The following is a 12,025-nucleotide window of genomic DNA, read 5'->3' on the forward strand; positions in this document are numbered from 1 at the left end:
CTGATCAGCCAAAACGGCCAGTGATGTAGTCTTCGGTTTCCTGGCGAACGGGCTTCATGAAAATTTGCTCGGTCACGCCAAATTCAACCAACTCACCCAGGTACATATAAGCGGTGAAATCAGAAACCCTCGCCGCCTGTTGCATGTTATGGGTCACGATGGCCACGGTGTAATCCTTCTTCAACTCACTGACAAGCTCTTCAACTTTGGCGGTCGAGATTGGATCCAGCGCCGATGTTGGCTCGTCCAGCAAGATGACTTTGGGTTTGACAGCCACCGAACGAGCAATGCACAAACGCTGTTGCTGGCCACCAGAAAGCGACAAACCACTTTGGCCCAGCTTGTCCTTCACTTCATTCCATATTGCAGCCTTGGACAAGGCCCACTCGACGCGGTCGTCCATGTCCGAACGACTCAGGTTTTCATAGAGACGAACTCCAAAAGCAATGTTGTCGTAAATCGACATGGGGAAAGGCGTGGGCTTCTGGAAAACCATGCCAACTTGTGCACGCAACAAATTCAGATCCTGCTTCTTATCGAGGATGTTGGTGCCATACAGTCTGATTTCACCCTCGGCACGCTGGCCCGGATACAAACTGTACATGCGGTTGAGTGTGCGCAACAAGGTTGACTTGCCGCAACCGGATGGCCCAATGAAGGCAGTGACCTTGTTCTCTGCGATGTTCAGGTTCACGTCCTTCAAACCCTTGAAGGTACCGTAATAAAAACTCAGGTTGCGGATTTCAATCGCATTTTTGAGGGAGGTTTGAGGTGCATTGGACATTTTGAAAACCTTGTTATTCGATCAAACTTTGACTTTTTCGCGGAAGAAAACGCGAGCCAGAATATTCAGTGCCAGCACCGTCAACGTGATCAAGAGAGCACCACCCCAAGCCAGTTGGATCCAGTTCTCGTATGGGCTCATGGCAAACTGAAAGATCACCACAGGCAGATTGGCCATGGGTGCCTCCATATTGGTGCTGTAAAACTGGTTATTCAAGGCAGTGAACAACAAAGGGGCAGTTTCACCACTGATGCGGGCCAAGGCCAGCAACAAGCCCGTGATCACACCACTTTTGGCAGCACGCAAAGTCACCATGGTTGACACCTTCCAGCGGGGTGCTCCCAATGCAAATGCCGCCTCGCGCAAACTGCCAGGAACCAAGCGCAACATGTTTTCAGTGGTTCGCATCACTACTGGAATCGCAATCAAGGACAAGGCAAGACTACCGGCATAACCCGAAAAGTTGCCAACAGTAGCCACAGCGATCGCGTACACAAAAAGGCCCAGCACGATCGATGGTGCTGACAACATGATGTCGGTCACAAAGCGCGTGAACTCTGCCGTTTTGCTGGTATCACCGTACTCGGTCAAATAGATGCCCGCCAGAATTCCGATAGGCGTCGAGACCGCCACAGCCAGGCCCACAATCATCAGGCTACCCACAATGGCATTACGTAAACCGCCGCCCTCAGAGCCAGGAGCGGGGGTGTCTTGGGTAAACAGTGTCAACTCCAGGGCAGCCAGACCGTTGGAAAACAGGACAAACAAAATCCAGAGCAATGCGACAAGACCCAAGCTCATCGCAATCATGGACATGGTCAAACCCACCAAATTGATGCGTTTGCGTTGGAGGTAAAGAGGCGAGGATTGCATCAACATGATATTGCTCGTTTCAAGAGGTCTTAAGGAGCCTGGAGGCCATCAACAATTTCATCAATGGCCCTTGGCTTTTTCTGTTCGGACGATCAACCATTTGGCCAAGGCCAAAACCAGAAAAGTGATGCAAAACAGAAGAAAGCCCAACGCAAATAGCGTGTTGAAGTGCAAGCCCTCAGCCTCACCAAACTCGTTGGCCAACACCGAGGCAATGGATGTACCAGGAGAAAACAATGAGTTGGGCATGCGATTCGCATTGCCAATGACAAAAGTCACCGCCATGGTCTCACCCAAAGCCCGCCCCAGACCCAGCATGATGCCGCCAATCACTCCCGTCTGGGTGTAGGGCAGCACAACCTTGCGCACCACTTCCCAAGTGGTGCAGCCCAGGCCATATGCCGACTCACGCAAAATGGGCGGGGTGATCTCGAACACGTCACGCATGACGGCCGCCACAAAAGGCAACACCATGAAAGCCAGAATGATGCCCGCTGCCATGATGCCCAAGCCATTGGTCGCGCCACCAAAAAGCCAGCCCACCAGGGGCATCCCTCCCAAAACTGACTGCAAAGGCACTTGCATGTAATCGGCAAACACAGGGGCAAATACAAACAACCCAAACATGCCGTAAATGATGGAGGGCACAGCCGCCAACAGTTCAATGGCAGTGCCCAATGGGCGACGCAACCAGACCGGGCAGGTTTCGGTCAGGAAAACTGCAATGCCAAAAGCCAGGGGCACCGCCAGCAGCATGGCAAGACCGGCGCTTAACACAGTACCGACAATGGATATAGCCGCACCGAACTCTTTGTTGATGATGTCCCACTCAACATACCAAAGAAAGTGAGCACCAAATTTGGCAAAAGTTGGCCAAGCATTGATGAACAGGGAAACAATGATGCCCATCAACGCAATCAACACCAGCAAGGAAAACGTTTGAGTTGTGCGGTGAAAAATGATGTCCTGCACGCGTTGACGTTTGGCGATCTCAGCCCTGTTGACACTGGTCATGGGATCCGTCTGAGTCGGTGATTGAGGTGTGTTCATGATCTAAACGGCAGACATACAAAGTTTCAAAGCATCAGAAAAACAGACCACCGACACTCAACGCAAGTGCCGGTGGACAAGGGTCAAATCAATCGACCCTTTGCAGACATCACTTGATGTTGATCTGATTCCAGACGCGCTCACGAATTTGCTTGGTCAGCGCATCGGGCAGAGGCACGTATTCCAACTCCAGCGCCATTTTCTTGCCATTCTTGAAAGACCAGTCAAAGAACTTCAGTACTTCAGCAGACTGCGCTTTATCGACAGGCGTCTTGTACATCAGGATGAAAGAAGCCGTGGTCACAGGGTAAGACTTGGCACCAGGCTGGTCCACAATGGACAAACCCATACCAGGAACGCTGAACCAATCCGCGCCAGCAGCGGCTGCGGCAAAGGTCTCGTCGTCAGGCATCACGAAGCTGCCGGCTTTGTTCTGCAAAGCCATCACAGCAATGTTGTTCTTCTTGGCATAAGCGTATTCAACATAGCCAATGGCACCTTTGGTACGCGCCACATTGGCTGCCACACCCTCGTTACCTTTGCCACCCACCGAGGTGGGTGCAGGCCACTTGACCGCGGCACCACGGCCCACGGTGTCCAACCATTCCTTACTGACGGTGGCCAGGTAATCGGTCCAGTTGAAGGTGGTGCCAGAACCGTCAGCTCGGTGCACCACAGTGATGGTGGTGTCGGGGAGTTTTTTGCCAGGATTCAAAGCTGCCAGCTTGGGATCATTCCACTTGCTGATCTTGCCCATGAACATTTCGGCCAATACAGGGCCTGTCACGCGCAGCTCGCCCTTACCAAAACCTTCCAGGTTGAACACAGGCACGGTGCCACCAATGATGGCCGGAAATTGGACCATGCCATCCTTGTCCAGGTCAGCACCGCTGACAGGTGCGTCTGTGGCACCAAAGGCAACGGTTTTGGCGCGGATTTGGCGGATACCGCCAGAAGAGCCAATCGATTGGTAGTTCAAACCAATGCCCGTTTCTTTTTTGTAGGCTTCAGCCCATTTAGCGTAGATAGGGAAAGGGAAAGTCGCGCCAGCGCCAGTGATGTCAGCCGCCCAAGTGGTGGCTGCCACAGCGCTCAGTCCGACTGCGGCGACAAGGCATTTGAATTTCAGCATTTCAGCTCCTGTTTCAGGGTCAAAAGAATTCTTGCCAACAGCCTGTTTGCTGTTGACCACTCCGACTCTAATCCCGAATTGTGACAAATTTGTGTCAAAAATGCTTTTCTTTGGGCAACACGGGAATTTGCCACAGACCCTTTGGGACAAAAATCTTGCATTCAAGTGTCAGCCGCATCAAATGCCCAACGCAAACGATGGGGTGTTCAGGGCTTCAAGCGCCACAAAGCGCCATCCGGCGAGTCGCTCAAGAGGTAAACCAGACCGTCCGGGCCGACCCGCACATCGCGGATGCGCCCCACCTGCTGCATCAGCAAACGCTCCTCGGCCACCACTTTCTCGCCTTCCAGCACCAAGCGCACCAGGCTTTGCCCCCGCAAAGCCCCCAGAAACAGGCTGCCGCGCCAAGCCGGGAAAGCATTCCCCTCGTAAAACGCCATGCCCGAGGGCGCAATCGAGGGGACCCAAATATGCAGGGGCTGCTCCATGCCTGTCTGGTGCGTGCCCACACCGATTCGCGTTCCCGTCACGTAGTTCACGCCATAGGTGATGGTGGGCCAGCCGTAATCGCGCCCGCTGCGGATGATGTTGAGCTCGTCCCCGCCTTGCGGGCCGTGCTCGTGCGTCCACAATTCGCCGGTTTGCGGGTGAATGGCCGCGCCCTGGATGTTGCGGTTGCCCCGGCTGAACACTTCGGGTAATTGCTGAGCTTGCTGTACAAAGGGGTTGCTCGCAGGCACGCGGCCATCGTCATGCAGGCGGATGACCGACCCGGCATGGTCGCGCGGTTTTTGGGCGCGCGCATCATCGCCCCGGTCGCCCAAGGTCAAAAAGACATGGCCCTGACGATCAAACACGATGCGCCCACCAAAATGCCGCCCACCCCGCGATGCGGGCCGCATGGCAAACAAGGGCTGAAGATCCACCAGCCGGTGCCCCTGCAGGCGCGCCCTGACCAGGGCCGTGGCCGATGCGCCGCGTGCACCGTCTTTGGGCGCCTGCGCATACGCCAGGTAAACCCAGCCATTGCGGGCGTGGTCGGGGTGCACAGCCACGTCCAACAACCCCCCCTGCCCGTCGGCCACGATGTCGACAGGCAGCCCCTCGATCGGGCTAGGGTCGAGCTGAAAGTCGCGGCTGATGCGGCGCAAGTGCCCTTCGCGCTCCGTGATCAGCATGTCGCCACCGGGCAACCAAGCCAGCGACCAGGGATGGCTCAAGCCCTTGACCAAGGTTTGCACCTGAAACGTCGCGGGTGTAGGCGCGTTTCTCACCATGTCTTTGGACTGCGTGGGAAGCGGTTCCGGTGCGCTGGCCCAAGCGACACAATGCAAAAGCAGGGCCGCCAAGCCCAAACATCCTTGTCTGTCCTTTATGGCCATGGCGTCTCCGTCAAAAAAATGGAATAAGCTGGAGATTTTAGACGGCAGCAGTGCTCATCGCAGCGTTGACAACTGGCAAGCAAACTTCGCCAAGGTAATCGGCATAGGGGGGCCGCAATTATTGCAGCCGCCCGAGCGGCACGTGAGTTGCCGGATGCGAGCCTTGAAGTTGTCCAGTGCCTTGTAGGCCACCGCACATTTGACTTCTTTGCCCTTGGCCATCCACAACGCATACCCCAGGAACTTGCGCCCAAGGGCGCTGGCCACTGCACTCTTGGCTTCGTTGATCTGAAGCTTCAAGCCCGTGTACAGCTTCCTGAGGTAGCCCATCACCCTCTCGCCCGCCTGCTTGCTGCCCACGTAGACGTTGCAATCGTCGGCGTAGCGCGCGAAGCAGTAGCTGCGCGCCTCCAACGCCTTGCCCACTTCGTCTAGCAGCACGTTGGCCAACAGCGGACTGAGCGGTCCGCCTTGCGGCGTGCCCAGATGGCGATCGACCACCACCCCGCCATCCATGATCCCAGCGTTCAAGTAAGCCCGAATCAGCCGGATGACTCCAGCGTCGTCGATGCGCCTTTTGAGCCTGTCGATCAGGATGTCGTGGTTGACCCGGTCAAAGAACTTGGCCAGGTCCACGTCCACCACCACGCGTTTGCCCGATTGGACGTACGCCCGTGCGGCCTTGACCGCATCGTGTGCACGCCTGCCCGGTCGAAACCCGTGGCTGTGGTCGCTGAAGGTGGGGTCGATCAGCGGTTGCAGCACCTGTAAAAGGGCCTGCTGGATCAGTCGATCTGTCACCGTCGGGATGCCCAGCTCTCGCTGGCTGCCGTCCGGTTTGGGAATCATCACCTTGCGTACCGGGCTGGGCCGGTAGCGTCCTGCCAGCAGCGCTTGACGGATGTCTGGCCAGCTTTGGCGCAGCAATTGGGCCGTTTGCTCAATGCTGAGCCCGTCCACCCCTGCTGCACCCTTGTTGGCCTTGACCCGCTTCCATGCCGCCTGCAGGTTCTGTCTCGTCAGCGCCGCCTCCAGCAGGCCACCAGTGCCTGCCAGCTGCTTTGCCGACCCTGTGCGCGGGTGCTCAAGAGGCGGGCCGCAGGCTTCGCCGCTGGCAAGATCACTGGCGGCTTCACCCCTTGCTACGCTTGCCCGCCCAGGTTGCCCCGGCATCTGACGCATGGCCTTTGACATCTTCTTGTCCTCGCTCACTCACTCTCGTTCGGTCCTTCGTGCTGGCCGCACCTCCCATTCAGGTTTCGGGCTTGCACTACTACGACCTGTGCTGACTTCTCACTCCGGCAATGCCGTCGCCCTTTCAGACGCAAGGCGAGATCTCCCCAGGTAAGGGTCGCACACCTTCATCGCACAACCGCCGCATCTACGCCACCTCGCCTTGGTCACAAGAGCTTTGCGGTTCTTTGCCCACTCGCCCTGCTTGGCAGCGCCTTCTATGCGGTTCTTGTTCATCGGCTCGCGATTTACGCTCCACGCTTCCTTCCCACGCTTCCTTCCCACGCTCGGTCGCCCTCACGCAGTTGCGCTTGACTTTGCTCACTGTGACCAGCTCGCAGCGGGACATGCACCCGCAGGTGCGCGCCCATGCTGGGCGCACAATGAAAAAAGCCAGGTCCGAAGACCTGGCTTGAGGGGCTGCGCAATGGTCGGACCTTAAAGGCCGATCACACCACCATCCTTGCGCGTGATCACGATCGTGGCCGAGCGTGGACGGCCTTGGACACCGTAACCCTGGTTGCCGGGCCAGACGCTTTCCGGGGCTTCGCCCGAAGCCAGCGGCTTGGACAACTCGCCAGGGTGCTGGATGTTGACAAACAAAGTGCGGCCGTCGGCGGTTTCGGTGATGCCGGTGACCTCAGCGCCCTTGGGGGCGACCAAGAAGCGGCGCAGTTTGGCATCACCCAAAGCGGCGCCCACAAAAGTTTCTTGTGTGCCGGTTTGCTCAACACCACCGACCACCATTTTGTTTTTCACGGTGACTTTGCCGCCGTCGCCCACTTGGCCAGGAATGGCAGCCAGCATCATGCAGTTGCTTTCGTCGGTCATGGCGCCATCGTCGGTCTGAATCCAGCAGATGCCTGTGGCCTTGCTGAACCACAGGCCGTCAGGCGATGAGAACGCGTTTTTGGCGCTCAAGCCGGACAAGTTGGCATCGCCCGAGTCTTCTTCTGCACCGAACAGGAAGATGTCCCAAGCAAAGGCTTTGGCCGTGGATTTTTGACCTGTTTCGTTGAAACGGATGATGTGGCCGTGCGGGTTGCCCGTGCCTTTTTTTCCATCCATGTCCATGTAGGCTCGGGGGTTGGCCGGGTCCACCTTGGCGGGAGTGCGGTTGGCAGCGTTGTTATTGGTCAGGGCGAAATACACCTCGCCGTTGCGGTAGTTGACAGCGCCCCACTCTGGACGGTCCATCTTGGTGGCACCGACAGCATCGGCTGCATGGCGTGCGTTGACGAACACATCAGCCTGGTTGGCAAATTTATAGGCACTGTGGTTGGCAATGCGTGGATCGGCAATGGTCAATTCCAGCCACTGGCCTTGGCCTGTGGCGTCAAAGCGAGCGGCGTAAAGTTTGCCCTCGCTCAGGTATTTGTCGCCAGCGAGCAAACCACCACCGACATCGCGCGGGTCCCACACGGCTATTGAGACAAATTTGTAAATGTATTCGTTGCGTGCATCGCAGCCCATGTAAAAGGCCAAGGGCTCGCCCGCCTTGGGCAAGCTGCAAACCGCTGCCTCATGGGCAAAACGCCCCATGGCTACGCGTTTTACCGGTGTGGAATTGGGGTCCAACGGATCAATCTCAACGTTATAACCAAAGGTGTTGGCTTCGTTGCGGAAATCTTTTTCAGCGTTGGCACCTGTGGCCGCCAGATTCCAGCGAGCGAAACGGTCGTCGGTCGACGATACGGTGTGCCACCCCTGGCTGGCAGCGCGGGTAGCTCCGGCTGCTGATACCGCAAAAGGAACGCCATATCGTCTGCGCGAAGCCACCTCTTTGGCGGCAAGCGCAGCACCCGCGCCCGTGGTTTGAAAATAAAAGGCCCAGTTCTCTTCGCAACCCAAATAAGTGCCCCATGGGGTTTTGCCGTGACCGCAATTGTTGAGCGTACCTCGGGCCATGCCCCCCGCCGGCTCCCAGCTGGTGACCATGAAACTGCGGATGTTTTCAATGTGGGCGCGTGGACCGCTGATGCGCACCGGAGTTTGCGCGGTGATGCGGCGGTTCAGCGGAGAGTCTTGCTTGATGCGCCAGCCTTGTGGGGTTTTGACGATTTCGACCACCGACACACCGTGGTGGTTGATTTCTTTGAGCACTTCCAACTCGGGGCGGACACCCAAATCCCAATCACCAAATTGTGAGAATTTTTTACCGCTCACACCGTTACTCGTTTGACCGTTGGGGTGCATGAAGTGCGCATCGGCCGAGCTTTCATGGTTGACACACAGCACGGCGCGGCCGGTTTCGTTCTCGGTGTAGCGGCCATTGGCATCGATGTAATAGATGTCCATGCCGTCGTGGTGGTCACCAATGCGGCGCGACCAGTCATCGGTCTCCGCGCCTTTGTTGGAGTAAGCGGGCAGTGTTGAATCCAGTGCATCGCCGGTGGCGTGCAATACCGTGTACTGGTAACCGGGCGGCAATATCACGTTGTCCAGCAAGCTTTTGCCCAAGGAAGGAAAGCCCAGCGCCGAAGGTGCTGCCGCCATGCCCGACATCATGCTGGCGCAACCGGGCAGCATGGCCAAACCGGCCAAGCCCAGACCACCGCGCAACAAACCACGGCGTGCAGGGTTTTGCAGCAATTGGGCCAATACGTCTTGGAAATGGGGATTGTTGGAAGTGTTGAAGACGGGATCGTGATCGTGATGCGACATGAAAACTCCTTAAAAATTCAACGATTGAAAGGGCTTTGTGTGACTTCTTGATGTCAAAAAACCCATTTCTGCGAGGGCATCACGCCCACGATGGGGCTGGGTTGCAGACTTGTCATGGTTTTGTCACGCAGAAGTGGCAAAGTCATGACATTGACATTTCCAGAATCATCGAAGGATCCAGCATGAAAGTCGGTATCAACGGCATGGGCCGCATCGGCCGTTTGGCCCTGCGTGCGGCCATGGGTGCGGCAGAGCGCCAGTCGGACGACCCCCGCGCAGGCAACCGCCTGGAGGTGGTGCACCTGAACGAGCTCAAAGGCGGCGCAGCGGCCACCGCGCATTTGCTGGCGTTTGACAGCGTGCAAGGCAAATGGCGCGAGCGCATCGAAGCCGAGGGCGACAGCCAGATCCGCATCGGTGAACGGACCCTCGGCTTTTCATCGCTCGCCAACCCGGCTGACATCCCGTGGGGTGACATGGGTGTGGACCTGGTGCTCGAATGCACAGGCAAGTTTTTGACGCCTGCAACGATTCAAGGCCACTTGGACCGGGGCGCCAAGCGCGTGATCGTGGCCGCGCCCATCAAGGTGGGCGATGTGCTGAACATTGTGGTGGGCATCAACCACACGTTGTACAACCCCGCCAAAGACCGCATCGTCACGGCGGCATCGTGCACCACCAACTGCCTGGCCCCGGTGGTCAAAGTCGTGCACGAAGCCATTGGCATCAAGCACGGCCAGATCACCACCATCCACGACCCGACCAACACCAACTTGGTGGTGGACGCGCCACACAAAGACCTGCGCCGAGCCCGCAGCGCCATGGTGAGCCTGGCTCCCACCACCACCGGCAGCGCCACAGCGATTGCCCTGATTTATCCCGAACTCAAGGGCAAGCTCAACGGCCACGCGGTACGCGCGCCGGTGCTCAATGCGTCGCTGACCGATTGCGTGTTTGAGATGAAGCGCGAAACCAGCGCCGAAGAAGTCAACGCCATGTTTGCCGCTGCGGCCCAAGGCCCACTGGCCGGCATTTTGGGTTACGAGGAGCGCCCTTTGGTGAGCGTGGATTACGCCCGTGACACGCGCAGCGCCATTGTGGACGCGCTGTCCACAATGGTGACCGATGGCACCCTGCTCAAGGTCTACGCCTGGTACGACAACGAGATGGGCTACGCTTGCCGCATGGTGGACTTGGCTTGCCACATGAACGACGTCGGCATCTGAGATGAACGCCGCTGAACGCAATTACGGCATCGTGACCGCCGCCTATTGGGGCTTCACCCTGACCGACGGCGCTTTGCGCATGTTGGTGTTGCTGCACTTTTACAAGTTGGGTTACTCGCCGTTCACGCTGGCCTTTTTGTTCTTGCTGTACGAAGGCGCGGGCGTGCTGGCCAACCTGATCGGTGGCTGGCTGGCCACGCGCTTTGGCATTGCAAGCATGCTCACGGTGGGCTTGGTCACGCAGATCATCGGCTTTGGTTTGCTCTCGGCCCTGCAACCCGAGTGGACAGCCGCCATGTCGGTGGCCTGGGTGGTGCTGGCGCAAGGGGTGTGTGGTGTGGCCAAAGACCTGACCAAAACCGCCAGCAAATCGGCGATCAAGATCACGCAAGCGCAAGCCAAGGACACAGGCAACGGCCAATTGTTCAAGTGGGTGGCCTGGTTCACCGGCAGCAAGAACGCCATGAAGGGCTTTGGATTTTTCTTGGGTGGTTTGCTTTTAGAGACGCTGGGTTTTCAGGGCTCGCTGTGGGCCATGGCGGGCCTCTTGGCTTTGGTGCTGATCGGCGTGGTGAGCAGCCTGCCGCCCATGATGGGCAAGAGCAAGCCTTCGAGCTCGGCCAAAGAGTTGTTCGCCAAAAACCCAGGCATCAACGCCCTGGCGGCTGCCCGTGTGGCCTTGTTTGGTGCGCGTGACGTGTGGTTTGTGGTGGGCGTGCCGGTGTTTTTGTACTCCGTGGGCTGGACCTTCACCATGGTGGGCGGCTTTTTGGCGGCGTGGACCATTGGTTACGGCCTGGTGCAGGCCTTGGCACCACAGATCGTACGCCGCAGCGCCGATGGCCTGAGCCGCGAAGTGCCTGCAGCCCGCTGGTGGTCGGCGGTGCTCACCTTCATGCCGCTGGGCATTGCCGCGGCCATGTACCTGCAAGCGCCGCAGCTGCAGTGGTGGGTGGTGGGCGGTCTGAGTTTGTTCGGCTTTGCCTTTGCCATCAACTCTTCGGTGCACAGCTACTTGGTGCTGGCCTATGCGGGCTCTGAAAAAGCGGCCGAAGATGTGGGTTTTTATTACGCGGCCAATGCATTGGGCCGCTTCATGGGCACGCTGCTGTCGGGCCTTTTGTACCAGTGGGGCGGGTTGATGTATGCGCTCTTGGGCTCGGCGCTGATGCTGCTTTTGTGCTGGCTGGCCACACTGCGTTTGCCCATGGGCTTGCTCACGCACACAACTGAAAAAGAGGTCACACCATGAACCCCGTTTCTCTTTTCAGCGTCATGGACGAGGACGTGGCCGTCAAGGCCTTGGCGGCGTTGGCGCAAAGTTCACGCCTCAAGGTGTTTCGCGCCATCGTGGGCGCTGGGCCCGAAGGCATTCAGCCAGGGCAGTTGTCTGCAACTCTGGATATTCCCGCCAACACACTGTCGTTTCACCTCAAGGAACTGCACCACTCGGCCTTGGTCAGTGTGCAGCGCGAAGGCCGGTTTTTGCGCTACCGCGCCGACCTGAGCGCCATGCAAAGCCTGATGGACTTTTTGACCGCGCACTGCTGCCAGGGTGTGCCCTGTGGTGATGTGCTCAATCTGGCTTGCGAACCAGGCTGCTGCTGAGCCTGCCCATCGCTACGCAGAGGCTTCACCCCCTGTCGGAGCCCACCCCGTGGGCGATGGGCGTGGCACACGC

The 12,025-nt window shown here is 58.0% G+C and carries 9 protein-coding genes and 1 pseudogene; 3 read left to right on the forward strand and 7 right to left on the reverse strand.

Going from position 1 to position 12,025, the window contains the following annotated elements; all coding sequences use genetic code 11:
• Positions 1-4: 4 nt before the first annotated feature.
• The 7 genes and pseudogenes from pstB to HEQ17_RS09730 form a co-directional block, all read right to left on the reverse strand.
• A complete protein-coding gene (pstB, locus tag HEQ17_RS09700; protein WP_296292551.1) occupies positions 5-784 on the reverse strand; it encodes a phosphate ABC transporter ATP-binding protein PstB in 780 nt (259 codons plus the stop codon).
• A 21-nt stretch (positions 785-805) separates the two neighbouring features.
• Entirely contained in the window at positions 806-1,663 is an 858-nt protein-coding gene (pstA, locus tag HEQ17_RS09705; protein ID WP_296292552.1) for a phosphate ABC transporter permease PstA, read from the reverse strand.
• Positions 1,664-1,717: 54 nt separating this feature from the next.
• Entirely contained in the window at positions 1,718-2,671 is a 954-nt protein-coding gene (pstC, locus tag HEQ17_RS09710; protein ID WP_296292553.1) for a phosphate ABC transporter permease subunit PstC, read from the reverse strand.
• Between the two features lie 145 nt (positions 2,672-2,816).
• Positions 2,817-3,839: a phosphate ABC transporter substrate-binding protein PstS gene (gene pstS, locus HEQ17_RS09715; protein ID WP_296292555.1), complete on the reverse strand. Its 1,023-nt coding sequence runs from the start codon at positions 3,837-3,839 to the stop codon at positions 2,817-2,819.
• A gap of 206 nt (positions 3,840-4,045) precedes the next feature.
• Entirely contained in the window at positions 4,046-5,116 is a 1,071-nt protein-coding gene (locus HEQ17_RS09720; RefSeq protein WP_296292556.1) for a PQQ-dependent sugar dehydrogenase, read from the reverse strand.
• A gap of 231 nt (positions 5,117-5,347) precedes the next feature.
• Positions 5,348-6,415: pseudogene (ltrA, locus tag HEQ17_RS09725) on the reverse strand (group II intron reverse transcriptase/maturase); the annotation flags it as partial.
• A gap of 477 nt (positions 6,416-6,892) precedes the next feature.
• Complete coding sequence (locus tag HEQ17_RS09730; protein WP_296292557.1) at positions 6,893-9,118, reverse strand: PhoX family phosphatase; 2,226 nt, start codon at positions 9,116-9,118, stop codon at positions 6,893-6,895.
• A gap of 182 nt (positions 9,119-9,300) precedes the next feature.
• Here HEQ17_RS09730 and HEQ17_RS09735 point away from each other — a divergent pair, with 182 nt between their 5' ends.
• Genes HEQ17_RS09735 through HEQ17_RS09745 form a run of 3 tightly spaced genes read left to right on the forward strand, consistent with a single transcriptional unit; the run spans position 9,301 to position 11,952 of the window.
• Positions 9,301-10,344, forward strand: coding sequence for an ArsJ-associated glyceraldehyde-3-phosphate dehydrogenase (locus tag HEQ17_RS09735; protein ID WP_296292558.1), 1,044 nt, complete (start codon positions 9,301-9,303; stop codon positions 10,342-10,344).
• A 1-nt stretch (position 10,345) separates the two neighbouring features.
• Complete coding sequence (gene arsJ, locus HEQ17_RS09740; RefSeq protein ID WP_296292559.1) at positions 10,346-11,596, forward strand: organoarsenical effux MFS transporter ArsJ; 1,251 nt, start codon at positions 10,346-10,348, stop codon at positions 11,594-11,596.
• A gap of 23 nt (positions 11,597-11,619) precedes the next feature.
• Complete coding sequence (locus tag HEQ17_RS09745) at positions 11,620-11,952, forward strand: helix-turn-helix domain-containing protein (protein WP_296293719.1); 333 nt, start codon at positions 11,620-11,622, stop codon at positions 11,950-11,952.
• Positions 11,953-12,025 lie beyond the last annotated feature (73 nt).

Origin of the sequence: Limnohabitans sp. (assembly GCF_023910625.1) — a bacterium.
Taxonomy (GTDB): domain Bacteria; phylum Pseudomonadota; class Gammaproteobacteria; order Burkholderiales; family Burkholderiaceae_C; genus Limnohabitans_A.

Coding starts and splice junctions, on each gene's coding strand:
- pstB (WP_296292551.1), bottom strand. CDS start 784: ATGTCCAATGCACCTCAAACCTCCCTCAAAAATGCGATTGAAATCCGC.
- pstA (WP_296292552.1), bottom strand. CDS start 1,663: ATGTTGATGCAATCCTCGCCTCTTTACCTCCAACGCAAACGCATCAAT.
- pstC (WP_296292553.1), bottom strand. CDS start 2,671: ATGACCAGTGTCAACAGGGCTGAGATCGCCAAACGTCAACGCGTGCAG.
- pstS (WP_296292555.1), bottom strand. CDS start 3,839: ATGCTGAAATTCAAATGCCTTGTCGCCGCAGTCGGACTGAGCGCTGTG.
- HEQ17_RS09720 (WP_296292556.1), bottom strand. CDS start 5,116: ATGGTGAGAAACGCGCCTACACCCGCGACGTTTCAGGTGCAAACCTTG.
- HEQ17_RS09730 (WP_296292557.1), bottom strand. CDS start 9,118: ATGTCGCATCACGATCACGATCCCGTCTTCAACACTTCCAACAATCCC.
- HEQ17_RS09735 (WP_296292558.1), top strand. CDS start 9,301: ATGAAAGTCGGTATCAACGGCATGGGCCGCATCGGCCGTTTGGCCCTG.
- arsJ (WP_296292559.1), top strand. CDS start 10,346: ATGAACGCCGCTGAACGCAATTACGGCATCGTGACCGCCGCCTATTGG.
- HEQ17_RS09745 (WP_296293719.1), top strand. CDS start 11,620: ATGGACGAGGACGTGGCCGTCAAGGCCTTGGCGGCGTTGGCGCAAAGT.